The sequence below is a fragment of the Aeromonas caviae genome (assembly GCF_000819785.1).
GTDB lineage: Bacteria > Pseudomonadota > Gammaproteobacteria > Enterobacterales > Aeromonadaceae > Aeromonas > Aeromonas caviae.
This window is the reverse complement of the sequence record NZ_CDBK01000111.1, coordinates 420-25718: the sequence shown is the minus strand read 5'-3', so window position 1 is coordinate 25718 and position 25299 is coordinate 420. Positions and strand designations below refer to the sequence as shown.

The following is a 25299-nucleotide window of genomic DNA, read 5'->3' as shown; positions in this document are numbered from 1 at the left end:
AGCGGGGGCAGCGGGGGCCGGGGCCTTGGGTTCGGGAGCAGGCGCAGGAGCAGGTGCCAGACTGTGCTGGGGCGCCTGGCCACGGCCGTGCAGTTCATCCAGCAGGCGCTCGAACTCGTCGTCGTCGATGAGCTCGTCCACCTCTTTCTGGACCGACTGCAAAGGTGCCAGATCGGGGGCACCACCGTGCTGGCCCTGACCATGGAGCTGGTCGAGCAGGGCTTCGAATTCGTCGTCTGTGATGTCACCTGAACCGCTCAGCACGGGGGCGGCAGAGACCGTTGGCGCTTTGCCGACACCGTGCAGCTCATCGAGCAGGCGTTCAAATTCATCGGCGGAGATCTCGTCGATGGAGCCACCGCCATTGACGGCGACAGGCGCCACCTCGGCGATGACCTCGGGTTCTGGTGCGGGTTCGGGCTCAGGCTCTGGCTCTGGCTGGGCCGCCACGCTGGCGGTACGCAGCTGCTCCTGCCCTTCCGGCTTGCACAGCTCGTGCAGATCGTGCAGCAGATCGGGAGAGGCGGGGCTTATCTCTTCGCGGTTCTGGACCTGGGCAAACATGACGTTGATGGCATCCAGCGCCTGCAAGATGACATCCATCAGCTCGGCACTGAGGGTCCGCTTGCCGTTGCGCAGCATGTCGAACAGGTTCTCGGCACCGTGACAGACATCCACCAGTTCGGTGAGGGAGAGGAAGCCCGCTCCCCCCTTGACGGTGTGGAAGCCGCGGAAGATGGCGTTCAACAGGTTCTTGTCATCGGGCCGCTTTTCCAAGTCGACCAGTTGTTCAGACAACTGTTCCAATATTTCTGATGCTTCGACCAAAAAGTCTTGCAGTATGTCTTCATCAACTTCGAAGGCCATGCGTCACTCCATTAGAATCCCAGGCTAGACAGCAGATCGTCCACATCATCTTGACCATTGACCACATCTGAGCGGGTCTGCGGGTTCATGATGGGGCCTTCCGCCTCGATGCCGCTCGCTGGCAGGCTACGTGCCGAATTGTCGCTAACGCCCTCACCGAACATGGTCAGCATCTCTATCAACTTCGTTTCAACTTCCTGCACCAGTTTGATCACCTTGCGGATCATCTGACCGGTCAGGTCCTGGAAATCCTGAGCCATCAGAATTTCCGTCAGCAGTTGTCGTAACTTATCGGCATCCGTCTCAGAAGCCTTAATAAAATCATTCAGTTGATGGCACAGCGCCTTGAATTGACCCAGCTCGAGATCCCGGCTCATCAGGGCATTCCAGTTGGGCATGACCAGCTGAATGTTGTCGTTGAGTCGATCGGCGATGGGAAGGCTTGCCTCGACCGCATCCATGGTGCGATTGGCCGCCTTGTCCGTCATGTCGATGACATAGCTCAGACGCTCCCGGGCATCCGGGATCTCATGGGTGGCCAGGTCGGGGATCCTGGGATCCAGGCGAAAATCCTGCAATGAGTTGTGCAATTGGCGGGTCAGCTGCCCCACCTTGTCAAACAGGGCCGCCGCGTTGGGGGCGCACACATCGGCGAGGATGGTATCGGCCTGTTCAAACTCTTCCCGCTCCAGGTGGGCAACCAGCATCCTTGCCTGGTCAAGCGAGATCATGGCACTCGTTTTGGCCTTCATCCCTGCCGCTCCTTAGCCGATACGTTCAAAGATTTTGTCGAGCTTCTCTTTGAGGGTGGCAGCGGTGAACGGCTTGACGATATAGCCATTGACCCCGGCCTGGGCGGCTTCGATGATCTGCTCGCGTTTGGCTTCGGCAGTCACCATCAGAACCGGCAGGTGCTTGAGCTTGTCGTCGAGGCGAATCGCCTTGAGCAGGTCGATGCCCTGCATGCCAGGCATGTTCCAGTCGGTGACCACGAACTGGAAGTCGCCATTTTTCAGCATCGGCAACGCCGTGTTGCCATCGTCTGCTTCATGGGTATTGTTGTATCCCAGGTCACGCAGCAAGTTCTTGATAATCCGGCGCATCGTTGAAAAGTCATCGACGATGAGGATTTTCATGTTCTTGTCCAAAGTTCCTCCTAAATAGCCGCCAAGACGGCTCACTTACATGATGCAGATCGCAGGTTTTATGGTGCGGATTATGCCTTAGAGTTGTGCTCCAGTGTAGCCAGTACAACCACTTATAAATTCCAATCTCGCAAACGGGCGCGCAGCCTGTGCATGGCCTGACTATGAATCTGGCTCACCCGAGACTCACTCACACTCAATACTTCACCGATCTCGCGCAGATTCAGCTCTTCATCGTAATAAAGGGAGAGCACCAGCGCCTCCCGCTCCGGCAGGCGGGCGATGTGCTCCGCCAGGGCCCCCTGGAAGCGTTCGGCCGCCAGATCGTCGAATCCTCCCTGACCGTTGCCGTCATCGGGATGACCGATGACATCCTCGCTTACCCCCAGATCCTCGATGCCGATGATCTTGCCGCAGGAAACATCCTGCAGCATGGCATGGTACTCCCCGAGGGACACCCCCATATTGGCGGCCACCTCGGTGTCTCTGGCATCCCGGCCATGGGCCTGCTCCACGTTCTCGATCGCTTCTGCGATGGCACGGCTGTTGCGGTGCACCGAGCGGGGCACCCAGTCTCCGCGGCGGATCTCGTCGAGCATGGCACCACGGATGCGGATGCCGGCATAGGTTTCAAAGCTGGCGCCCTTGCTGCCGTCAAAGTTGCGGGAAGCTTCGAGCAGCCCAATCATACCTGCCTGGATCAGGTCATCCAGCAAGACACTGCTTGGCAGGCGAGCCAATAAATGCTGGGCAATCCGCTTGACCAGCGGAGCGTGTCGCTCGACCAGCACGTAGGAATCCTGATGACGCAAGTATGCTTGGGCTTTATTCACGGGAGTCTTCCTGTGTTATGACCGGCTTTTGCAACAAGTTTTCCAGGAAAAATTCGAGGTGGCCGCCCGGCTGATTCGGGATGGGCCAGCTCGCCGCCTTGTTCGCCAGGGCACGAAATGCCAGGGCGGCAGGGGATTTTGGAAACGCCTCAACTATCAGTTTCTGCTTGCGCACCGCGGCCCGCAGGTTGGTGTCGTAAGGCACGCAGGCCACCAGCTCCAAGGAGGTATCCAGGAAGCGGTCGGTGACCCGGGTCAGCTTGGCGAACAGCTCCTGCCCCTCGCGCAGGGAGCGGACCATGTTGGCCACCACCTTGAAGCGGAACACACCGTGATCCTTGGAGAGGATCTTGATGAGCGCGTAGGCATCCGTGATGGAGGTGGGTTCATCGCACACCACCACCATGATGTCCTGGGCGGCACGGGTGAAACTCAGCACCATGTCGGAGATCCCCGCCGCCGTGTCCACCAGCAACACGTCCACCTGGGTCTTCATCTCGCTGAAGGCGCGGATGAGCTCGGCATGTTGTACCGGGGAGAGCTCCACCATGGACTGGGTACCCGAGGTGGCCGGCACTATCATCATGCCGTAGGGCCCCTCGACGATGATGTCATCCAGGGTGCATTCCCCCGCCAGCACATGGGAGAGGTTGCGATGCACCCTCAGCCCCAGCATGACGTCGACGTTGGCCAGGCCAAGGTCGGCGTCCAGCACCAACACCCGCTTGCCCTGGGCGGCCATGGCTCCCGCCACGTTCAGGGTCACGTTGGTCTTGCCGACGCCCCCCTTGCCTCCGGACACGGCGATCACTTTCACTCGATTGTTTTGACGCATTTTGCGCAGACCACTCGCCTGATCCATATACATGTTACTCATAAAACTCCGAATCTTCGGATTCGCCAAAACCCGATCCCCAGAAATAGGGATCTTCTGCTTCCCGTTCCAGCGACCCCATGGCGGCACCGACCAGCAGCGCCGCGTTGGCAACTTGAATATCTTCCGGCACCCGTTGCCCGTCGGTGATGTAACTGATGGGCAGGGCGTTTTGAATGCACACGTTGATCACTTCACCCAGATTCAGGCTCTCGTCGAGCTTGGTCAGAATGCAGCCGGAGAGCGGAATGCGCCGGAAGTGATCCACCGCCTCCTGCATCACACGTCGCTGGGAGGTGGCCGACATGACCAGATAACTGCGGATGCGCACCTTGGCATTCTTCACCAGGGTGTCGAGCTGTTCGGTCAGGCGGATATCCCGCTGACCCACCCCGGCGGTGTCGATGAGCACCAGCCGGCGATGGCGGAACTGATAGAGGGCACTGGCCAGCTCTTCGGCGTCCCGCACCTGCCGCACCGGGCAACCCATGATGCGACCATAGGTCTGCAGCTGTTCGTGGGCCCCGATCCGGTAGTTGTCCGTGGTAATGAGCGCCACCTGCTCGGCGCCATACTTCATGGCAAAGCGGGCCGCCAGCTTGGCGATGGTGGTGGTCTTGCCCACCCCGGTCGGTCCGAGCAGGGCCACCGCCCCTCCCTGACGCAGGATCTCGTCCTCGCTGATCTTGAGCTGGGCCGTCAGCACCTCGGCCAGCTGGGCCATGGCCTGATGGATCGGCATGTCTTCGGGGATGAGGCCCGCCAGCTGATCGGCGAAGGCGTCGTCAAACCCCATCTTCTTGAGCTCCTTGATGAGCAGGGCGCGCATGGGTTCGCGGCGTTCCACCTCCTGCCACATCAGGCCGGAGATCTGGTGCTCCAGCAGCTTGCGGATGCTGGCCATCTCCTTGCGCATCCCCTCCATCTCCTGATCCCGCTGGGCGGACTGGGCCTGGCGCGGGGCGGCGGCAGGACGGGCCTTGGGCTTGGCGGACTCGGGAGCGGCGCCCCACTGGCCCTGTTCGGCCAGGGTTCTGGGAGCACTGGCCGCGCCCGCCAGTCCGGCGGACTGGGTGCCGGCAGCGCCATTGGCGGGCCAGGAGGCCGAAGCTGGCTGACCGTTACCTCCGTTGCCAGACCATGATCCCGGGGCGCCATTGCCACCCGCCGGGTTGGCCGGATTGAGCTTCTGCTGGCGTGCCAGCAGGGCCGCCAGGGTATCGGCGTAGTATTCGTTCTGTTCCTTGGGTGGCGCCGACCTCGTCATCTGCTTGCCCGCAGACGAGATATTGACGCTCTCTTCATTCAACTGACGGCGAACCGGCGCGTCTTTAGGCCCCGGTACCTGGGATTGATAATCGACGGCCGCGACTATCTCCACCCCACCGGTGACCTTTTTGTTGGACATGATGACGGCATCGGGTCCGAGAGTCTCCTTGACCTCGGCCAGCGCCGTGCGCATGTCTTTGGCAAAAAACCGCTTAATCTTCACCCGTCATCTCCGCTAACTAGCCCTGTCCCACCGCACTGACGATGCGGATCTGCTTGTCGTCAGGCACTTCCTGATAGGACAGCACGCGTAATCCAGGAATGGCATTCTTGACAAATTTCGCCAGGGTATTGCGCAATATCCCCGATGTCAGAAGCACGGCCGGCTGGCCTTCCAGTTCTTGTCGTTGAGTGGCTTCCACCAGGGAGCGTTGCATCCGCTCCGCCAGTCCCGGTTCGATACCGGCGCCATCTCCCCCACCTGCTTGCAGGGATTGATGCAATATACGTTCCAGTTCTGGTGACAAGGTGATCACCGGCAGCTCGGGCTCGGGGCCGGCAATCTCCTGCACAATCAATCTGCGCAGGGCGATCCGGCAGGCTGCGGTCAGCACTTCCGGGTCCGGGCTGCGGGGCGCATATTCCACGAGGGTCTGCAGGATAGTGCGCATATCGCGAATTGGCACGCCTTCATTGAGCAAATTCTGCAATACCTTCACCAGGTTGCCCATGCTGATCACCTCGGGAACCAGTCCTTCCACCAGCTTGCTCTGATGCTTCCCTATCATGTCGAGCAGTTGTTGCACCTCGTCATGACCCAGCAGCAGCGCCGCATGGTTGGAGAGGATCTGGCTCAGGTGGGTAGCCACCACGGTGGCCGCATCGACCACGGTGTAGCCAAGGGTCTGGGCCTGGGAGACCTGCTCCTTGGCGACCCAGACCGCCTCCAGCCCGAACGCCGGGTCCTGGGTAGCGATACCGTGGATCTGGCCGAACACCTGCCCCGGGTTGATGGCCATCTCCTTGTCGTGATAGACGGTGGCTTCCCCCGTGCTCACGCCCATCAGGGTGATGCGGTACTGGTTGGGGGCAAGATCCAGGTTGTCACGAATGTGGACGGCAGGCACCAGAAAGCCCAGCTCCTGGGAGAGCTTCTTGCGCACCCCCTTGATCCGGTTGAGCAGCTCTCCCCCCTGGTTCTTGTCCACCAGAGGTATCAGCTGATAACCCACCTCCAGGCCGATGATGTCCACCGGCATGACGTCGTCCCAGCTGAGATCCTTCTGCTCCACCGGGGCATCCCCCTGGGCCGGCATGAGTTCGCCGCTCGCCGCCTTCGCCTTGTTCTGCTTCTCGCGGCGCAGCAGCCACCAGGCGCCCGCCGCCGCCACCGCCCCCAGGCTCAGGAAAGCCAGGTGCGGCATGCCGGGTACGCTGCCCATCATCAGCAGGATGCCGGCGGAGATCACCAGCGCCTTGGGATTTTCGAACAGTTGGCCGAGTACCGCTGTCCCCATGTCCTGGTCGGTATTCTGACGGGTGACGATGATGGCCGCGGCAATGGAGAGCAGGAGCGAGGGGATCTGGGCGACCAGACCGTCACCGATGGCGAGCAGGGTATAGACCTGGGCCGCTTCGCCGAAGGTGAGCTGGTGCTGCATCATGCCGATGATGAAGCCGCCGATGATGTTGATGAAGAGGATCATGATGCCCGCGATGGCATCCCCCTTCACGAATTTGGAGGCACCGTCCATGGAGCCGTAGAAGTCCGCTTCCTGAGTCACGTCCTGACGGCGCTTCTTGGCCTCTTCCTGGTTGATGAGACCGGCGTTCAGGTCCGCATCGATGGCCATCTGCTTGCCGGGCATGGCGTCAAGGGTGAAGCGGGCGCTCACCTCGGAGATCCGGCCCGCACCCTTGGTGACCACCACGAAGTTGATGATCACCAGGATCATGAAGACGATGATGCCCACGGCATAGTTGCCGCCGATCACCACGTTGCCGAACGCCTCGATCACATGGCCTGCCGCCGCGCTGCCGTTGTGGCCTTCCAGCAACACCACCCGGGTGGAGGCGACGTTGAGGGCGAGCCGCAGCAGGGTGGCGATCAGCAAGACGGTGGGAAAGGCGGCAAATTCCAGGGGGCGGCGGGTATAGACCGCCACCAGCAGCACCACGATGGAGAGGGCGATGTTGAAAGAGAAGAGGATATCCAGCATCAGGGGCGGAATGGGGAGTACCACCATCCCCAGAGAGGCCAATACCAGCAGCGGCGTCCCTACCCCTCTGCTGAGCAGCCACTTGTACTCTTTGAAACGGCCCAGTCCCGCTTTGAATCCCATCGTGCTTCTCAATGATAAACTGCCAATGACGGATTAAAGCAAATATCAAGCCAAGGATTCAATTCATTGATCTATATGGTTTTTATTTTAACGCTGTCAGAAGTCCGTCGTTGGCGTCATGGGGAATGGTGACAGGGGGAAGCGGCCTTCACCAAGCAGGCCAAAGGCCAGCCCAGGCCATGGGGCGAGGCGACGCGCCTCGACAGGGAGATTGCGGCCTTGTTTGCGACACAAGGGAGAGATCGGATGGTGGGGCCATCCCACCGCTTTATTTGCGAAACGCGGGGGGCACAAGGGAGAGCACACGGGATCAGGCTGCCTCCACTGCGCTATTTGCGAAACTCGGGTGGAATGGGCAGATCCGTGGCGATGGGGGTCGGGCGCCGGCCGCGACCACGGCGGAACTTCTTGAGCTGATAGACATAGGCCAGCACCTGGGCGACGGCGGCGAAGAGCCCCTCCGGGATCTCCTGGCCAATCTCGGTGGCGTGGTAAAGGGCCCGGGTGAGCGGCGGGGAGGACATGACGGGGATGTCGTATTCGCGCCCGATCTCCCGGATCTTCATCGCCACCTCGTCGACCCCCTTGGCCAGTACCTTGGGCGCCGCCCCCGGCTTGCCCGCATCGTATTTGAGCGCCACCGAGTAGTGGGTCGGGTTGGTGATGATCACATCGGCCTTGGGGACATCCCCCATCATGCGGCGCATGGCCATCTGCATCTGCAACTGGCGTATCCGCCCCTTGACCTCGGGCTTGCCTTCGCTGTCCTTGAACTCGTCCTTGATCTCCTGCTTGGTCATCTTGAGTTGGCGATTGTGGTTCCAGCTCTGGAACGGCACATCGATGGCGACAATGGGGATCAGGGCGCAGCAGAGGATGATCAGCATCCAGAGCAGCAGGTCCAGGGCATCGACGATGCCGCCGGGAAAGCCCTCAAGAGAGAGATTCAGCAGATGGTTGAACTGGCTCGACAGCATCCACCAGGCAAACAGACTGATAAACACCACTTTTGCGATGGATTTGACAAGTTCCACCAGAGATTGCACCCCGAACATCCTTTTGATGCCGCTCAGGGGGCTCAGCTTGCTCCACTTGGGCAGCATGGCCTCGGAGGAGAAGTTCATCCCGCCGAGCAGGGTGTTGCCGACGAAGGCGGCGATGATCACCAGCATGAACAGCAGCCCCAGAGGCTGGATCAGCTCCCCCAGCAGGGCGGGCACCATGGCCCCCATGGCATTGGGGTCGAACGCCTGATCCCGGTCCAGGGTAAAGCCCATGGTGAGCACCTTGATCATGGCCCCTGCCAGACTCTCCTTGATCATCAGGAGGCCGAACACGGTCGCCAGCAGGACGCTGGCGGTACCCAGCTCCTTGGAACGTGCAATCTGCCCTTTTTCCCGGGCTTGTTGCAGTCGTTTGCCCGTGGGTTGTTCTGTGCGTTCCTGATCGGTATCAGCCATGCTGGCCTCCTGCCGGCATCAGCCGACTGGCGGCCCGCCAGACTGGCGGCAGAAGGACCGCAACCGGGAGGGCCTCAGTCATGCTGGCCCCCGAAGCATTGGACGTTGATGAGCTCGCAGCTGGTCTCCTGCACCCGCTCCCAGAGCGCGTCGAAGTGTCCCATGAAGCCACCGATGGTGAGCCAGAGGATGAACAGGCCCGACATCATGCTCACCGCAAAGCCGATGCTGAAGATGTTGAGCTGGGGGGCCGCACGGGTCATCACCCCGAACGCGAAGTTGATCAGCAGCAGGGCGATGATGGCCGAAAGCGCCATCACCAGAGAAGCCTGATACATGACCCCGAGAAAGCTCACCAGGCTGCGGATGGCAGGCAGGGTAAGCCCGCTGTCAGATACCGGCAGGGTTTCGAAACTCAGCACCACCATGCGCAGCATCAGCAGGTGGCCGTCCACCGCGAGAAACACCAGGGTCGCCAGCATCAGGTAGAACTGGCCCACGACGGGAGCCGACTGGCCGTTCATGGGATCCACCAGGGTGGCAAAGCCCAGGCTGGTCTGCATGGCGATGACCTGACCCGCCATCACGAAGGTCTCCAGCAGGAACTGGGTCATGAGGCCGAGCGCGATGCCGATGAGCAGTTGCTGCCCCAGCACCAGGAAGCTGCCGAGGGAGAAGAGCTCGATCTTCGGCATGGGGGGCAGCAGGGGGGCGATGATGAGGGTGATCGCCAGCGCCAGGCCGATGCGGATATGGGCGGGGGCGAGCCGGCTGCCGAAGACCGCCATCACCATCAGGAGACTGCTCACCCGGGCCAGGGGCCAGAGAATGGAGGAGAGCCACTCCATGATGAGCGCCGTGGTGTAGGTCATGACAGCGGCACTCCCGGCAGGAACAGGCCAACGGGAGGACGCAGGCCCCGGTCTGCCTCGGCCAGAGCAAAAGAGTGGCCCTTGGCTGGCATCAACCCACCACCTCGGGGATCTGGCTCACCATCAGCTGGAAGAAGTCCATCAGACTCTGCAATCCCCAGTGGGCCCCCGCTCCCAGGGCCAGCAGGGTGACCACCAGACGGGGCAGGAAGCTCAAGGTCTGTTCGTTGATGGAGGTGGCGGCCTGGAAGATGGCGACCACCAACCCCACCATCAGGCTCGGCAAGATCACGGCGCACACCATGATGGTCACCAGCCAAAGCGCCTCGCGAAAGACGTCGACGAAGGTTTCAGGACTCATTGCTCGCTCCTTGTGATGGGTTTGCCCAGGGCCGCATCCTCCTGGCCTCCTCCTTCGAGAGAAAGAGAGGCCTCGCGCCCTCCCCGAGTGAAGGGGAGAGCCGGGGGAGGGTCTGCCCTCCCCTAACCACCCGAGCCCAGCCCGAAGCTGGTGGCCAGGGAGCCCAGAATGAGGTTCCAGCCATCCACCATGACGAACAGCATCAGCTTGAACGGCAGGGAGACCAGCATGGGGGAGAGCATCATCATCCCCATGGCCATCAGGATACTGGCGACCACCAGATCGATGACCAGGAAGGGCAGAAACAACATGAAGCCTATCTGGAAGGCGGTCTTGAGCTCGCTGGTGACAAAGGCCGGGATCAACACCCGCAGCGGCACGTCCGCAGGCTCGGCCACCTGCACGTTCGCTATCTCCATGAAAGTATTGAGATCCTTGACCCGGGTCTGTGCCAGCATGAACTGGTGAATGGGCAGCTCCGCCTTCTCCAGGGCCTCCTTGGCCCCGATGGTCTCGGCCAGATAGGGCTGCAACGCCTCGTTGTTGATGCGATCCAGCACCGGCGACATGATGAAAAACGACATGAAGAGGGCGATGCCGATCAGCACCTGGTTGGAGGGGCTCTGCTGCAGACCGATGGCCTGGCGCAGGATGCCGAGCACCACGATGATCCGGGTGAAGGAGGTCATCATGATCACCATGGCCGGCAGGAAGGAGAGCGCGGTCATCAGCGCCAGCACCTGCAGGGTCAGGCTGTACTCCTGACTGCCATCCGCCATGGTCTTGACGGTGAGTGCCGACATGCCGTCCTGGGCCATCGCCAGGGGCGAGAGCACCAGGGAGAGCAGTGCCAGCCACCGGGTCCAGTTAACGTTTTTCATGCTTGCCCATCAGTTTGCCCAGTTGCTCGGAGAACGCCTGAGGCTGGCTCTCGTCCAGCGGCTCCTCCAGGCGATAGAGGAAGTTGACCTGCTGCGGCGTCACCCCGACCAGCAGTTGCTGGCCGCCCACCTTGACCACCATCAGCTTCTCCTTGTAGCCAAGGGGCAGGGTGGCGATGACCTTCATCTGGCCCCCTCCCATCACCTGGGAAAGCTTGCTCTTCTTGAGCAGGAAGCCCAGCACCAGAATAAGGCCGATCACCATCAGGCTGGAGAGCAGCCAGGAGGTGAGGCTGGGGGGATTGGCCCCTACCCCCGGGTTGGCCAGGGCAGGCAGGGAAAACAGCCACAACGGAAGCACACGGATCATTTGAGCTTCTTGATCCTTTCAATCTGGCTGATGACGTCGGTAAGGCGGATACCGAACTTGTCGTTCACCACCACCACCTCGCCGTGGGCGATCAGGGTGCCGTTGACCAGCACGTCCAGGGGCTCACCCGCCACCCGATCCAGCTCCACCACCGAGCCCTGGTTCAGTTGCAGCAGGTTGCGAATGCTGATCTGGCTGCGGCCCACTTCCATGGCGATGGTCACCGGGATGTCCAGAATGGTGTCCAGCTTGCGCCGCTCTTCGGCGCTGATGGGGGCTTCGTCCTTCAACTCCTCAAGGGGGGCAGGCTTGGCTTCGGCCGTGACCTGCTCCTCCAGTGCGGCCGCCCAGGCGTCAGCCATCAAATCCTGCTCGTCATCGGTTCCGCTCATCTTCAATTCCTCAGTGTTGCAACACCTCCCCTGGGGGGAGGATCAATCAGGGTGTTTGTCAGAGATGCTTCGCTCGAGCTCTTCCAGCTCGGCTTCGCCATCAATGCGCACGCCCCCGCGGGTCACCAGATGCATCTCTGTCTTGACCCCGTCAGGGCGCTTGATTTTGTCGGTGATCTTGAGCGCCACGTTCTCCTTGGTGCGCCCCATCTTGGCGTGGAAGGTGGGCAAGTCCTCCACGAACACCAGCAGGTTCTCCGGCATCTCCACCGGGATGATGTCCCCGGGTCTGAGCTCCATCAGCTCACGCAAGGAGAGCTCGGTCTCCAGCAGCTTGGCCTTGAGCTCCACCTTGACGTCCATGATCTCGTCGCGCAGGGCCTTGCTCCAGCGCACGTCGGTATCCCCTTTGTCGCTCTGCACCCCCGCATCCAGCAGTTCGCGGATGGGTTCCAGCATGGAGTAGGGCATGGCCACATGGAAGTCACCGCCACCGCCGTCCAGCTCGATGTGGAAGGAGCTCACCACGATCACCTCGGTGGGGCTGACGATGTTCGCCATGGCCGGGTTCACTTCGGAGTCGAGGTATTCAAAGCCCACGTCCATCACCGGCGCCCAGGCATCCTTGTAGTCCTCGAACACCAGCTTGAGCAGCATCTGGATGATGCGCCGCTCGGTGGGGGTGAATTCCCGCCCCTCGATCTTGGCGTGGTAGCGGCCATCACCGCCAAAGAAGTTCTCCACCAGGATGAAGACGAGCCGCGCCTCCATGGTGATGAGCGCCGTCCCCTTGAGGGGGCGGAAACGCACCATGTTCAGGCTGGTGGGCACGAACAGGGTGTGGACATATTCGCCAAACTTGAGCATCTGCACGCCGTTGATGGAGACCTCGGCAGTGCGCCGCATCATGTTGAACAGGCTGATGCGCATGTGGCGAGCAAACCGTTCGTTCACCAGCTCCAGGGTCGGCATGCGGCCGCGGACGATGCGGTCCTGGGAGGAGAAGTCGAACTGGGCGATACCGGGATCCCCGGCAGCTCCCAGCTCCTCCTCCTCGACATCGTCGACGCCGTGCAGCAGGGCATCAATCTCGTCCTGACTTAACAGATCGCTCACGCTTCACCTTTCATTGCATGACAAAGCCGGTAAACAGCACTTGTTCGATTACGGGAGAAGAGACCAGGTCGTTCAGCACCCGGCGGCACTCTTCCAGCGAATCCTGACGCAGCTTCTCCTTGCCCTCGAAGGTCATCAGCTGTTCGGCGGTCGCCGAGCTGAAGACCCGCAGCAAGGTGCCTTCAATCAGGGGAATGTTCTGTTTGGCCAGGGTTTCGTCGGCGGTGCCGCGCACCATCAGCTGGATCTTGATCTGCACCAGCCGATCCCGCTGGCCTCCCGCCACGTTGAACACGAAGGGACGGGGCATGCCCACATAGAGCGAGGGCTGGGGCGTGTTCGCCTCCGGCTTGGCCTCGCTCTTTTCGGCAGCGGGCTCATCCCCACCGGCGAGCATGAACCAGGCGCCGGCGCCGCCCCCGCCAAGGAGCACGACGGCCAGGGCGACTATCATGATCAGCTTCTTTTTCTTGCCTGCCGCCGGATCCTTCAGCGTCAGTTCGTTATCGTCTGCCATCCCTTGTCCACCCTAGTCTCAAACTTGTTCGGTATCATAAACTTACTTAAGAATGCATCAAGCATAGAAATCGATTCCGGCATCGTTTGCCGATTCCACCAGCAGCGTGAGGTTGCGAGCGCTCCCCTCGGCCTCTCTGCCATCGCTGCCGCCGCCATTTCCCCCCTGTCGCCCCTGGTCACCGAAACCGGACTGACCCTGGGAGGATGACTGCCCCTGCTGCTGGAAGGCTTGCTGCTGCGCCTGTTGTTGCACCACGGTCTGGCCGAGCTGGATCCCCTGCCCTGCCAGCATGTCGCGCAGGCGCGGCATGGCCTGCTCCAGCATCTCACGGGTCTGGCCATGCTGCACCACGAAGTGCACGCTGGCCTGGCTGGAGGCATCCATCTGGATTTGGATCTTCATCTTGCCAAGCCCCAGGGGGTCTAGCTGGATCTCCGCCTGTTGCAGCTTGTCCGCCAGCATCAGGTTCACCTTGTGGTGCAGCTGCTCGGGGGCCTCAGGGGTCGCCAGCTTGAGGTGGGGCAGGCTCTGAGGCTCTCGTCTGACGGTCGCCTCGGCCAGCGGTCGGTTCTCGCCGACCTGGCTCTGGGCCTGATGCAAAGGCTGGCTCCCCTCGGCGGGTTCACTGCCCTTGACCTCCATCCCCGACTGTTTGCCCAGCTCATCGAGCCGGGACTTGTCCACGGCGGGCTTCACCGACACGGCCGCGCCGGCGGCCACCACGGGGGCGCTCTCCATCTGGTCCAGGCCCGCCGAGAGGGCCGTCAGGGGGGCCTGTGCCCCCTGGGATTCATGACGAGCTAGGATCTGCGGCGCCGCCTGGACTGGGGCCGGGTCCTCCGTCGTCACGGGCTGGCTGCTCCCTGCATTCGCTACAGGCTCGGCCCCTGCACGGGCTCCCTGCCCGCTCGCGGCCTCGGCCTGTCTGGCCTCACCGGCGACAGGGGCGTCCTTCTCTGCCCCTGCCGCCGTCGCGGGCGGGGCCGACTCCGGAGCGGCCGCAGGGGCCGGCCCCTGCGCCACCGTCCGGATCACGCCATCGCCATAGGCGCTGGCGGCACGGGAAGTGGTTGTCCCCTGTCCGGCCGACGCCAGGGGATCGGTCACCTGTGCCTCTTGCGATGAGTCAGCCCGGGTGACAGTGGGAGCCTGGGCGTTTTCTCCTGCCACTACTTTGGCGAGCAGGGCGGCACGCTCCTGACCCGAGAGAGGGGGCTCACCCCCCTTGGCATCCGGCTCCGCTCCCTTGCCTGCCATGGGCTGGCGGGTCGCTCCGCCTTGGTCAGCCACGGCAGTGTCATCGGCCAAGGGGGGCTCTTCGGCCCCCAGCGGCAGAGCCCCCTGACCGCTCGGCACGGCGCTGGCGCCTTGGGCCGCACCGGGGATGGCTTTCGTTTTGTTCCCTTCATGCTGACGCTCTGGCGCCATCTGCGGCAGAGAGGCGCTCCCCTCTGTCGCCTCCACGCTCTCTGCCATCCCCACGTCCTCTGCCATTCCCACCCCCTCTGCCATCCCAGGCGCAGCGGCGCCAGGCGGCAAGGGGTTGCCGTCCACAGGCGCCGCCGCCTCACCGGCCATGGCGGGCGATGTCGGGGGCACCACCAGGCTCACATCCTGGCGCAGGGAGGCTTGCAACTGTTGCAGGAAGTCGTCGGGAGGCAGCTCCCCCTCGTCGTCCGCCCCCTTCGAGGAAGACGCGGACTCGGTGGCGGGCTCGTCAGACGCCAAAGATTTGGCAGCCGGAGCAAGCCCTTCTCCGGCGCCCTCGGCGGGCCCCTGGAGTGGTGGATTGCCCTGACTGGCTGGCGCCTTGCCCATCAGTTGGGCCATGGCCATGGCTTGCGAGAAGGCGGCCTTGCCCTCGCCTGACGGCTGCACGCCCCCTTCGCCCCCGACGGTGGGAGCCAGCAGGGTGGCGCTGCCATCGGCAGAAGGCGCCTGGGGGAGAGTGCTAATCAAGGGGGTCTGTATCATGCTGGGATCCCTGACGACGATTCGGTGACGGCCGCACGTGCGGTCATGGCTTGGCCCATCGGCCTCGCATGACTGGAAGAAAGCAAATTACAGGCCAGATTGGTGATAACGACGCAGGATGGCGTAGTCATCCAGCATCTTCTGCTCCTGGCGCTGGGCCTTCTGGCGCACCTTGTCCGCCTTCTTCTCCAGCAGCAGCTCGACCGCCTTGCGCCGCTGCTGGGCTTCGAGCCACTGGGTGCGGCACTCGGCCAGTGCCTCGCGCACCTGCAACACCCCTTGGTACTGCTGGGTCGCCGCGTTTTCGAGCTTGTTGATGAAGGCGTGATACTGGCTGTTCTGCTGGGGGCTGATCCCCTGCAGACCGCGCTCCGTCCACTGCTGGTGGTAGATCTGGCGGTACTGGTTGAGGGCGTTTTGCTGATCCATGAACAGCTTGAGATCCTGCTGGGCCTTGGCCAGCGCCATGGCGGCCTGCTGTTCGGCCTCCTCCAGCCGGCTCGCCAGCAACGTCAATCCTTTACTCATAAGGGCTCTCCACCGGTCAACGCATCAGGGGCATGGCCACCAGTTGCAGGGATTGCAGGCCTTCATCGTAGTGAATGACCTCGCGCATTTTCTGCTGCAAGAACTGATCCAGATAGGGTTTCTGGATGATGGCCCGGTCGATGCGCGGATCCGATCCCTGGCTGTAGGCGCCGATGGTGATGAGGTCCCGGTTCTGCTGGTAGAGGGAGTAGAACTGCTTGAAGGTGCGCGCCAGCTCCATGTGCTCCGGTGAGGTCACCATGGGCATGACCCGGCTGATGGATTTTTCGATGTCGATGGCCGGATAGTGGCCCGCATCCGCCAGCTCCCGCGCCAGCACGATGTGGCCATCGAGGATCGCCCGGGCCGCGTCGGCGATGGGATCCTGCAGATCGTCCCCCTCCGTCAGCACGGTGAAAAAGGCGGTGATGGAGCCCTGGCCGTCGCTGCCGTTGCCGGCCCGCTCCACCAGCGCCGGCAATTTGGCAAACACCGAGGGGGGATAGCCCTTGGTGGCCGGCGGCTCCCCCACCGCCAGTGCAATTTCCCGCTGTGCCTGGGCGTAGCGGGTGAGGGAGTCCATCAGCAGCAGCACGTTGAGCCCCTGCTCGCGGAAATACTCGGCGATGGCGAGCGCCGTCTCGCACCCCTTGAGGCGCATCAGCGGCGAGGCATCGGCAGGGGCGGCCACCACCACGGCGCGCTCGCGCCCCTCGGCGCCGAGGATCTCCTCGATGAACTCCTTCACCTCCCGGCCCCGCTCGCCGATGAGGCCCACCACAACCACATCCGCCACCGAGCCCCGGGTCATCATGCCAAGCAGCACGGATTTGCCGACACCGGAGCCGGCGAACAGCCCCATGCGCTGACCCCGGCCCACGGTGAGCACGGCATTGATGGCCCGTACCCCCACGTCCATGGGTTGATGGATGGGGCGACGGGCCAGGGGATTGATGCGGTGCTGGGCGAACTGCACCGTCTGGGACGAGAGGATGGGACCGAGCCCGTCCAGGGGCTGGCCGATGCCGTCGATGACCCGGCCAAGCAGACTCATGCCCACCGGAATGCCGTGATCTTCGGTGACGGGCACCACCCGGGCGCCGGGAATAACCCCCTTGAGCTGCTCGCTCGGCATCAAGAACAGGCGATCCCCGGCAAACCCCACCACCTCGGCCTCCAGGGCCCCATCCTGGGTATCGATGCGGCACAGGGAGCCGATGGCGGCGCGGCAGCCAATGGCTTCCAGGGTCAACCCCACCACCCGGGTGAGCTTGCCCGCCACCGGCGGTATGGGGGCCTGCTCGCGAACCCGGTAGCCTTTAAGCCGATCAAGAAGGGGTGCCGTCATGTCGCCTCCGACGATGAGTGCCTGATGATGCCGTCAGCAGGACGCTGCACGACGGGTTCGAACCGGGCCATGGCTCAGCTCGCGTTGTCACGCAGGAAATTGCGCAGCAGTTGATCGATGCGCCCGGAGAGGGTGAGATCGATGCTGGAAAGCTCGGTGGCCAGTTGCAGATCGCCGGGGGAGAAGGTGGGCTCGCTTTGCAGCCGCCAGTGGCGCCTGGCGCACTCCTCGGCGCCAAAGGCGGCCTCTACCCGGGTCACGTCCTCCGGGTGCAGCATCAGGGTGACCCCCTGCTCGGCGGCAGGGAGCAGGGTCAACCCCTGCTTGAGGGCCTCCAGCAGCAGCGTGGGGGAAGTTTGCGCCTCATGGCGGATGAGGGCGCGGGCGAGCTGCTGCACCAGGGCGATGAGCTGCTGCTCCACCGCCTCGTCCATCTCGCCAAGGGGAGTGGCCAGGCGTGAGACCAGGGCTTGCCAGCGGGCTATCTCCAGCTCCACCTGCTCCCGCCCCATGGCGAGTCCCTCTTCCCTGCCCTGCTCCAGCCCGGCCTGGTGGCCCTGCTGCAAGCCTTCGAGCTTGCCCTCTTCCAACCCCTTGGCAAAACCGGCCTCGCGCCCATCGCGCATCCCCTCTTCCCAGGCAGCCTGACGAATCGCCTCCACCTCTTCGGCGGTGATGCTGGGGGCGGGTTCTTCGGGTTGTTCTTCCGGCAGGGCCGCATCGGCCTGCTCCTGACGATACCAGTCAGGAGCCAGCCCCAGGGCATTGGTCTCGACCTCGGCTTCGGTCTCCATCTCTGGCCAGCCCCAGGTCTCAATCTGCGCCGTGTCGGACTCGGGCCTCAGATAGCCGCGCAGTTTGCTGTTCTTGTCATTCATGTGCCGAAGAGACTCCTATCGAGGGCCGGGTACAGGGGCCGACATCATCGCACATTCCATGGCCCATGGCTTAGAGGAACTCTTCGCCACCACCCGCCCCCAGCATGATCTCGCCCGCATCCGCCAGGCGGCGCGCGGTGGAGAGGATCTCCTTCTGGGCGGCTTCCACCTCGGAGACACGGATCGGCCCCATGGCCTCGAGGTCGTCCGCCAGCATCTCGGCGGCCCGCTTGGACATGTTCTTGAATACTTTTTCCCGCATCTGGTCGTCCGACCCCTTGAGGGCCCGTTGCAGCAGATCCCCGGGCACTTCCCGCAGCAGGGTCTGGATGCCCCGATCGTCCACGTCGATGAGGTTTTCGAACACGAACATCAGATCCTGGATCTGCTGGCTCATCTCCTCGTCCGACTCGCGGATGGAGTCCATCAGCTGCCCTTCGATGTTGGTGTCCAGGTAGTTCATGATGTTGGCCGCCGCCTTCAGGCCGCCCATCTTGGCCGCCTGGGCACCGGCCGCACCGGCGAACTGTTTCTCCATGATGTCGTTGAGCTCCTGCAGCGCCGCCGGTTGCACCTCTTCGAGGTTGGCGATGCGCATCACCAGATCCAGGCGCACCTGCTCCGGGAACTGGCTCAGGATCTCGGCGGACTGCTCCGGCTCCAGATAGGAGAGGACGATGGTCTGGATCTGCGGGTGCTCGTTCTGGATGATGCTGGCCACCTGGCGGGCATCCATCCACTTGAGGGAGTCGAGGCCGCGGGCACCTGACCCCAGGATGATCTGATCCACCAGGTTGCTGGCCTTGTCCTCCCCGAGCGCCGCCACCAGGGCCTTGCGCACGAAGTCTTCACTGCCGATGCCGATGTTGGTGTACTTCTGGATGTCGTCGATAAATTGACGATGCACCGCCGCCACCCGATCGTGGCTGAAATCCGACATGGAGGCCATGGACATGCCGAGCCGCTGCACCTGCTTGGGCTCGAGGTGGCGGAAGATCTGGGCCGCGTCCTCCTCGTTGAGGCTCAGCATCAGCACCGCCGCCATCTCCATGCCCCCCATCTGATCCAGGATCAAACGCTGGCTTTCGGTGATGTCGTTGCCGGTGACCTGGCTTTTATTCTCTTCAGGCATCTTTGGTTACCCATTCTTTGATGACCTGGGCGGCCAGGTCAGGTTCGTTCGCTACCAGGGCGCGCACGGCCTTGAGCAGATCCTCGTCACGGTGCAGGTCAGGCAGCTTGAGCTGACCATCCCGCAGACCGAATACCGGTTCGGCCTCGGCCTGGGCGGCCAGCAGGCTCAGTTCGTCGTCACCACCCAGCACGGTGTGGTTGTCGAAGTCCAGCTCCCCTTCCGGCTTGGCGTCCGGGTAGAGCAGGCGCTTGAGCATGGGCCGCACCACGGTGACGATGAGCACTATGATGACCAGCACGGAGGCGGCGATGCGCACCGCGCGCCAGAACCAGGGCTGCTCGTAGAGAGGGATGTCGGCCACGGTCTCGAGTTCCGGGCGGTTGAACGGAATGGCGACCACCTCCAGGGTATCCCCCCGGGTCACGTCAAAGCCCAGACCGCCGCTCAGCAGACGGCGCAGGGTATCGAGTTCGGCCTGGCTGCGGGCTTCCCGGGTCACGGCACCGTCGGCGCCGGGGATGGCCTTGTAGTCCACCGCCACCGACACCGTCATGCGGCGAATGCCGCCCTGCTGGCGCCGGATGTGGCTGACGGTGGTGTCCAGTTCGAAGTTGCGGGTCGCTTCCTTGCGGGAACGGCCGGAAGAGGCGGTTCCTTCTGCGCCGGCAGCCTGCTCGGGAATGTTGGACGCGGCGGGCGGCTGGTTGGAGAGGGCGCCGGGCACCCCGCCGTTGCTGCCGCTGGCGCTGTTCTCTTCCATGGTCATTTCGGAGCGCACCGCCGGCAGGTCCGGGTTGTAGGTCTTGCGGGTCTGTTCCTGCTGGGAGAAGTCGAGGGAGAGATCCACCTCCGCCGTATAGTTGTCGGCCCCCAGCACCGGGATCAGGATGGCGTCAATTTTTTGTTTGTATTCGAGCTCCTGCTTCTGCTGCATCGCAAACTCCTTGCGGGTCTGGGCAGAGAGGGGATCCTGGGAGCCGGAGTTGAGCAGGCGACCGTTCTGGTCGGTCACGGTGACGCGGGTCGGCTCCAGACCGTGAACGGCGGAGGCGACCATGTCGACGATGGAGTCCACCTCACCCTGGCCCAGGGCGTTGCCCTTGAGGCTCAGGACCACGGTGGCGCTGGGCTTGCGTTCGTTGCGGGCAAACACGTTGTCTTTCGGGATAGCCAGCAGCACCTGGGCCTTGGCGACGTTCTGGAACTGCTCGATGGCGCTCGCCAGCTGGCGCTCACGGCTCAGTTTCAGGCGCTCGCTCTCCATGCGCTGGCTGACGCCGAAGCTGGAGTCCTTGAGCAGGATGGCTTCGCCGTCGTTGCTGGCGTCGCTGTTGTTGGCCAGACCGGCGCGGGTCAGGCGCAACCGGATGTCCGCATAGTTTTCGGCACTGACCAGCACACTCTTGCCATCCACCTGATAGGGGATCTTCTGCTGATCCAGGTAATCCAGGGTGGAGACCAGCTCCTGGGTGGTGAAGGTGCCGAGGGGACGCATCTCCGGCTCCTTGCCCCACAAGAGGATGAAGACGGCGATGGCCAGACAGATGGTCAGCCCCAGGATCAGGGTGATCTGGCGCAACACATCGGTGTTGGACAGGAAGCCCAGCGCCGAGCTCTTCTGCTCGTGCTCGTCGAGGGCGGCCGCCCCCTCGTTGTTGATCAGCAGATCGCCGTTTTGATCAGTTGCCACGGTTTATGTCCTTATTGCTGACATGTTCATGATGCTCGGTCGCCATGGGCCCGAGTTACACCGGCATGTTCATGATGGTCTTGTAGGCATCGACCATCTTGTTGCGCACCTGCACCGTCGCCTCGAAGGCGATGGAGGATTTCTGGCCGGCGATCATCACCTGGGAGAGATCCACCGACTTGTCGCCGAGATCGAAGCGGGTACGCAGATCGTTGGCGGTGCCCTGCAACTCGTTGACGTTGTCCAGGGCCTGTTGCAGCATCTGGCCGAAATCCGAACTGACCGGACGACCGGGCTGGGTCAACGGCGTGGCACCGGCTTCCACCTTGAGGGCCTGCATCTCTTGCATCAGGCTGCTTGCGCTAATTTCCATCTTCCCTTCCCAGACAAATCATTGACACTGACTGGCTTGAAGCAATAAAGGTGCCAACCAGAGCGAGATCTCGAGATCAGGGATAAAAGCGGGGCGCGATCAGGCCGGCGGGCACCGGCCATCCGGGGATCAGGCCGTAGAGCCGGGGGGATCGCCCAGCAGCAGCCGCAGGTAGATGCTCTGCTTGTCCCACTCCCGGCGGTGGGCAGCCATCCGATCCTGCTCGGCCTCATGGGTCATCTTGCTCTCCTGGTCGCCGGACTCTGTGCGGCGCCCATGAAAAAGAGGGCCCAAGGCCCTCTTTTTACTGCAAGTCCCGACAATTAAACAGAGTGCACCTCGATCTCCTCCAAGAAAAAACGAGTCAGATCGGCAGGGATCACTTGTTCAGGTCGTCATCCAGCCAGTACTTGGAGCCCGAGATGTTGGCGTCCAGCAACAGCCCCTTCTCGCCAATCTGATAGATGGCCATGCCGCCATTGTATTTGGCGGTGAGCTCGGCGCTCTCCTTGCCCGCCACGGCGCCCACCTCGGAGGTGGCTTCCCACCCCTTGCTGACGAAGGCATCGAACCTCGCCTTGTCTTCGAACAGGATCACCTGCTGGTAGAACTTGCCGCCGATCCCGGCCGCAAGACCGGCACCGAACATCTTCATGTAGGTGTGCTTGCCACTGGTGCGATTGACGGCGACCCCGGCCCCCTGATTGGTGTGGATCATCAGGGAGAACTTGCGCGAGTCGAACACCGCATAGCCATAAGCCTTGTCAAACAGCAACTTGGCCGAAGGCTGCTCGTTGAACAGCCGCACCAGGGCGGTATCGGCCATGGTATCGAGGGCGGTTCTCGCCTCCTCCGGGGTCTTGGGCTCGAGCATGGTGTCGAGCTTCTTGTCGGCGGCGGTCAGCCACTCCTTGCCGGTGGCCGCGCTCTCTGCCGTCCAGGCCCCCGCCTTGTTGTAGGCCTCGGCCCCCCAGCTGGACACCGACTCCCAGGTCTCCTTGGAAAAATCGGTGATCCCCTTCCACGCCTCCTTGCTGGTATCGCTCACCGCGGTACCGAGTTCGGAGGCGGCCTCCTTCAGCTTTGCCCAGTCGGCCAGACCGGGGGTTGAGGCCAGCGCCAGTGCCGTGGCTATCACCAGGAATCGAATCTTCATTGTTTCCACCCTCTGTGATGAGTCGAAGGTCACAGTAGCAGATCTGGCGCCTGCCCGTTAAGGGCATCCCCCCGGCGCGGGTCAGACGCTGACGCGCAGGGGCTCAACGAAGCCGTTTACCCTGGCCGTCCACCACCTGCTCGCCATCCTCCTTGGCAAAGGCCCCTTGCTGCGGGTCGGGCAGGATATCGAGCACCACCTCCGACGGGCGGCACAGCCGGGTGCCGAGGGGGGTGACCACGATGGGCCGGTTGATGAGGATGGGGTGGGCCAGCATGGCATCGATCAGTTCGTCATCGCTGAAGCGATCTTCTGCCAGCCCCAGCGCCTCGTAGGGGGGCACGTTCTTGCGCAGCAGATCGCGCACCGGCATGCCCATGGCGGCGATCAGGGCCACCAGCTCGTCGCGGGAGGGGGGCGTCTCCAGATAGTGGATGATGGTGGGCTCCACACCGCTGTTGCGAATCAGCGCGAGGGTGTTGCGGGAGGTACCGCACTCCGGGTTGTGATAGAGGGTGATTGCACTCATTTGCCTGTCTCTCATGACTCAAGTGAATAGAAATGGGTTAGCCGCCATCCGTTAGCGCCTTAGCCCCGCCTCGTACCAGGGTTTGCTGGCGTTGACGATGCGCACCACCAGCAGCATGACCGGCACCTCGATGAGCACCCCGACCACGGTGGCGAGCGCCGCGCCGGAGTGAAAGCCGAACAGACTGATGGCGGCGGCCACCGCCAGCTCGAAGAAGTTGGAGGCCCCGATCAGGGCGGAAGGGCAGGCCACCGAGTGCTTCTCCCCCACCTTGCGGTTGAGCCAGTAGGCGAGCCCGGAGTTGAACAGCACCTGGATCAGGATGGGCACCGCCAGGAGGGCGATGACCAGCGGCTGCTCCATGATGGCGTTGCCCTGGAAGGCGAACAGCAGCACCAGGGTGAGCAGCAGGGCCGCCACCGACCAGGGCTGGATGCGGGTCATGACGCCGTCAAAATGGGCCTGCCCCTTTCTCAGCAAGGCCTTGCGCAGCAGCTGGGCGAGGATGACAGGGATGACGATGTAGAGCACCACCGAGGTGAGCAGGGTATCCCAGGGCACGACTATGCTGGAGACCCCGAGCAGCAGCGCCACCAGCGGGGCAAAGGCAAACACCATGATGAGGTCGTTCACCGCCACCTGCGACAGGGTGAAGTAGGGATCGCCGTTGGTGAGGCGACTCCAGACAAACACCATGGCGGTGCAGGGGGCCGCCGCCAGCAGGATGAGGCCCGCCACGTAGCTGTCCAGCTGATCCGCCGGCAGCCAGTCGGCAAACAGCACCCGGATGAAGAGCCAGCCGAGGAAGGCCATGGAGAAGGGCTTGACCAGCCAGTTGATGAAGAGGGTGACCCCGATTCCCTTGAGGTGCCCCTTCACCTGGTGCAGGGCGCCAAAGTCGATCTTGAGCAGCATGGGGATGATCATCACCCAGATAAGCAGCCCCACCGGCAGGTTGACCCTGGCCACCTCCATGGCGCCGATGGCCTTGAAGAGACTCGGCAACCCCTGCCCCAGACCAATGCCCACCAGGATGCAGAGGGCGACCCAGGCGGTCAGATAACGTTCAAAAAAGCCGATGGCAGGGGCTGCCTTGGCCTCACAGCTTGCAGACATGATGACTCCCGGTGCGATCCACGCTCGCACCCCAGGTTGAATAGATGAATGACACGGCACATGGGCATAGACAGCCCTGGCCCGTTACGACTCGCCGCAGCAGGGCGACGACCCCTCGGCGCGGGAAGCGCTGCCGGGCCCGGCGGGCAGCAGGCCGCACGCCTCGGGATGACCGGCGCAGCACTCCTCGGTGAGGTAGGCGATCACCCCCAGCATCAGGGGGATGTTGGCGCGATAGCGCAGAAAACGCCCCTCCTGCTCCACCGACAGCAACCCGGCGTTGAGCATCCCCTTGAGGTGAAACGAGAGGGTATTGGGAGCGATGTCGAGCTCGCCAGCCAGCTCCCCCGCGACCCGCCCCTCCAGCCCGGCCTTGACCAGCAGCCGCCACACCTCGAGCCGGATCCCGGAAGCCAGCGATTCAAAGACCTTGGTGGCCATCTCTTTGTTCATGGGTCTCCCCCCTTGGATGCTTCATTTCAACTATACAAGAATTATTGAAATGATCAAAGTGTCACCACCGAGTCGGCATCTCGGCGGGACGGGCCACCAGAGGCGCCGCCCCGGCCATGTCGTGCCCACTAGCGGCCTCATGTCAGTCATACTACTAATATCTGGCCTCTCTTTATAAGGCACTCTTATGACCTTACCCCGGACAATCCTCCCGTTGGCCGCCCCGCTCACCGCGGCGCCCTGCCTCGCCGCAAAGCCGCAATGCCGCAGAACAACCCCGGCGCCGGATGCACCTAAAGGCGATGAAACGAGAGAGGGCCCCAGGGCCCCGCCGTCAGATGACGGGGCCTGGGGAATCCGGGAGAAACCGGGGAGGAGAGAGGGGCGCAATCAGGTGATCACGGGATCCCGATATTGCCGGTGGATGGCACAAAACGCCTCCCGGCTTTGCAGCGCCGCCGCGACGCAGACAGGGTCGAACTGGCTGCCGGCATGGGTCTTGAGGTATTCAAAAGCCGTTTCGAGGGGCCAGGCCTGCTTGTAGGGTCGCTCGCTGGTAAGGGCGTCAAACACATCCGCCACCGCGACGATGCGGGCTTCCAGGGGGATCGCCTCCCCCGCCAGTCCTTCCGGGTAACCCTGACCGTCGAAACGCTCGTGGTGGTAGGCGATGATGTTCTCCAGCATGTCGGTGTGATGGATGCCGTCGAGGCCGAACTCGCGGATCATCAGGGCGATCATCTCCCGCCCCTTGAAGGGGTGGGTCTTCATCACCCCGTACTCCTCGGCCGTGAGCTTGCCCGGCTTGAGCAGGATG

27 protein-coding genes are annotated in these 25299 nt (G+C 62.9%); all 27 read right to left on the bottom strand.

Features of this window, described 5'->3' with window-relative positions:
- Positions 1-867, bottom strand: an 867-nt coding sequence (locus BN1120_RS20395; RefSeq protein WP_042017761.1) for an Hpt domain-containing protein, incomplete at its 3' end; no start/stop codon positions are given.
- An 11-nt stretch (positions 868-878) separates the two neighbouring features.
- The gene (locus BN1120_RS20390; RefSeq protein WP_010673935.1) at positions 879-1619 is read right to left on the bottom strand and encodes a protein phosphatase CheZ; all 741 of its coding nucleotides are present in this window, start codon (positions 1617-1619) and stop codon (positions 879-881) included.
- A gap of 12 nt (positions 1620-1631) precedes the next feature.
- Positions 1632-2003 carry a chemotaxis response regulator CheY gene (cheY, locus tag BN1120_RS20385; protein ID WP_425278782.1) on the bottom strand — a complete coding sequence of 124 codons (372 nt, stop codon included), beginning with the start codon at positions 2001-2003 and terminating at the stop codon, positions 1632-1634.
- 122 nt (positions 2004-2125) lie between these two features.
- Positions 2126-2845, bottom strand: a complete 720-nt coding sequence (locus BN1120_RS20380; RefSeq protein ID WP_041212632.1) for an RNA polymerase sigma factor FliA — start codon at positions 2843-2845, stop codon at positions 2126-2128.
- Positions 2838-3713 carry a MinD/ParA family protein gene (locus BN1120_RS20375; RefSeq protein ID WP_010673932.1) on the bottom strand — a complete coding sequence of 292 codons (876 nt, stop codon included), beginning with the start codon at positions 3711-3713 and terminating at the stop codon, positions 2838-2840. The genes BN1120_RS20380 and BN1120_RS20375 overlap by 8 nt, the downstream gene beginning before the upstream one ends.
- A 1-nt stretch (position 3714) precedes the next feature.
- Entirely contained in the window at positions 3715-5211 is a 1497-nt protein-coding gene (gene flhF, locus BN1120_RS20370; RefSeq protein WP_042017760.1) for a flagellar biosynthesis protein FlhF, read from the bottom strand.
- Between the two features lie 16 nt (positions 5212-5227).
- Positions 5228-7330, bottom strand: coding sequence for a flagellar biosynthesis protein FlhA (flhA, locus tag BN1120_RS20365; RefSeq protein WP_010673930.1), 2103 nt, complete (start codon positions 7328-7330; stop codon positions 5228-5230).
- Positions 7331-7659: 329 nt separating this feature from the next.
- Positions 7660-8790 (bottom strand): flagellar biosynthesis protein FlhB, encoded by a 1131-nt coding sequence (gene flhB, locus BN1120_RS20360; protein ID WP_010673929.1) that lies wholly within the window; start codon positions 8788-8790, stop codon positions 7660-7662.
- Between the two features lie 74 nt (positions 8791-8864).
- A complete protein-coding gene (fliR, locus tag BN1120_RS20355; protein ID WP_010673928.1) occupies positions 8865-9662 on the bottom strand; it encodes a flagellar biosynthetic protein FliR in 798 nt (265 codons plus the stop codon).
- Positions 9663-9753: 91 nt separating this feature from the next.
- Positions 9754-10023: a flagellar biosynthesis protein FliQ gene (gene fliQ / locus BN1120_RS20350; RefSeq protein ID WP_010673927.1), complete on the bottom strand. Its 270-nt coding sequence runs from the start codon at positions 10021-10023 to the stop codon at positions 9754-9756.
- Between the two features lie 122 nt (positions 10024-10145).
- Entirely contained in the window at positions 10146-10904 is a 759-nt protein-coding gene (fliP, locus tag BN1120_RS20345; RefSeq protein WP_010673926.1) for a flagellar type III secretion system pore protein FliP, read from the bottom strand.
- Positions 10891-11274, bottom strand: coding sequence for a flagellar biosynthetic protein FliO (gene fliO / locus BN1120_RS20340; RefSeq protein ID WP_010673925.1), 384 nt, complete (start codon positions 11272-11274; stop codon positions 10891-10893). Before fliO ends, fliP begins: the two co-directional genes overlap by 14 nt.
- Complete coding sequence (gene fliN / locus BN1120_RS20335; protein ID WP_010673924.1) at positions 11271-11666, bottom strand: flagellar motor switch protein FliN; 396 nt, start codon at positions 11664-11666, stop codon at positions 11271-11273. The genes fliO and fliN overlap by 4 nt, the downstream gene beginning before the upstream one ends.
- 42 nt (positions 11667-11708) lie before the next feature.
- Positions 11709-12782: a flagellar motor switch protein FliM gene (gene fliM, locus BN1120_RS20330; protein WP_010673923.1), complete on the bottom strand. Its 1074-nt coding sequence runs from the start codon at positions 12780-12782 to the stop codon at positions 11709-11711.
- Between the two features lie 10 nt (positions 12783-12792).
- Positions 12793-13299 carry a flagellar basal body-associated protein FliL gene (gene fliL, locus BN1120_RS20325; protein WP_010673922.1) on the bottom strand — a complete coding sequence of 169 codons (507 nt, stop codon included), beginning with the start codon at positions 13297-13299 and terminating at the stop codon, positions 12793-12795.
- 57 nt (positions 13300-13356) lie between these two features.
- Positions 13357-15276: a flagellar hook-length control protein FliK gene (locus tag BN1120_RS20320; protein ID WP_042017758.1), complete on the bottom strand. Its 1920-nt coding sequence runs from the start codon at positions 15274-15276 to the stop codon at positions 13357-13359.
- 87 nt (positions 15277-15363) lie between these two features.
- Positions 15364-15804, bottom strand: a complete 441-nt coding sequence (gene fliJ / locus BN1120_RS20315) for a flagellar export protein FliJ (RefSeq protein WP_039039911.1) — start codon at positions 15802-15804, stop codon at positions 15364-15366.
- Between the two features lie 16 nt (positions 15805-15820).
- Positions 15821-17152: a flagellar protein export ATPase FliI gene (gene fliI, locus BN1120_RS20310; protein WP_029314163.1), complete on the bottom strand. Its 1332-nt coding sequence runs from the start codon at positions 17150-17152 to the stop codon at positions 15821-15823.
- Positions 17153-17226: 74 nt separating this feature from the next.
- The gene (gene fliH / locus BN1120_RS20305) at positions 17227-18030 is read right to left on the bottom strand and encodes a flagellar assembly protein FliH (RefSeq protein ID WP_042017757.1); all 804 of its coding nucleotides are present in this window, start codon (positions 18028-18030) and stop codon (positions 17227-17229) included.
- Between the two features lie 70 nt (positions 18031-18100).
- Complete coding sequence (fliG, locus tag BN1120_RS20300; RefSeq protein ID WP_010673917.1) at positions 18101-19162, bottom strand: flagellar motor switch protein FliG; 1062 nt, start codon at positions 19160-19162, stop codon at positions 18101-18103.
- The gene (fliF, locus tag BN1120_RS20295) at positions 19155-20855 is read right to left on the bottom strand and encodes a flagellar basal-body MS-ring/collar protein FliF (RefSeq protein ID WP_010673916.1); all 1701 of its coding nucleotides are present in this window, start codon (positions 20853-20855) and stop codon (positions 19155-19157) included. Before fliF ends, fliG begins: the two co-directional genes overlap by 8 nt.
- Before the next feature lie 55 nt (positions 20856-20910).
- Positions 20911-21228, bottom strand: coding sequence for a flagellar hook-basal body complex protein FliE (gene fliE, locus BN1120_RS20290; RefSeq protein ID WP_029314161.1), 318 nt, complete (start codon positions 21226-21228; stop codon positions 20911-20913).
- Positions 21229-21607: 379 nt separating this feature from the next.
- The gene (gene befA / locus BN1120_RS20285; RefSeq protein ID WP_041212621.1) at positions 21608-22384 is read right to left on the bottom strand and encodes a beta cell expansion factor BefA; all 777 of its coding nucleotides are present in this window, start codon (positions 22382-22384) and stop codon (positions 21608-21610) included.
- A gap of 103 nt (positions 22385-22487) precedes the next feature.
- Entirely contained in the window at positions 22488-22913 is a 426-nt protein-coding gene (gene arsC / locus BN1120_RS20280; RefSeq protein WP_089503660.1) for a glutaredoxin-dependent arsenate reductase, read from the bottom strand.
- Between the two features lie 51 nt (positions 22914-22964).
- Entirely contained in the window at positions 22965-24029 is a 1065-nt protein-coding gene (gene arsB, locus BN1120_RS20275; RefSeq protein WP_042017753.1) for an ACR3 family arsenite efflux transporter, read from the bottom strand.
- Between the two features lie 84 nt (positions 24030-24113).
- Entirely contained in the window at positions 24114-24482 is a 369-nt protein-coding gene (locus BN1120_RS20270) for an ArsR/SmtB family transcription factor (RefSeq protein WP_041215593.1), read from the bottom strand.
- Between the two features lie 390 nt (positions 24483-24872).
- A partial coding sequence (locus BN1120_RS20265; protein WP_042017751.1) for an HD-GYP domain-containing protein occupies positions 24873-25299 on the bottom strand: 427 nt, incomplete at its 5' end.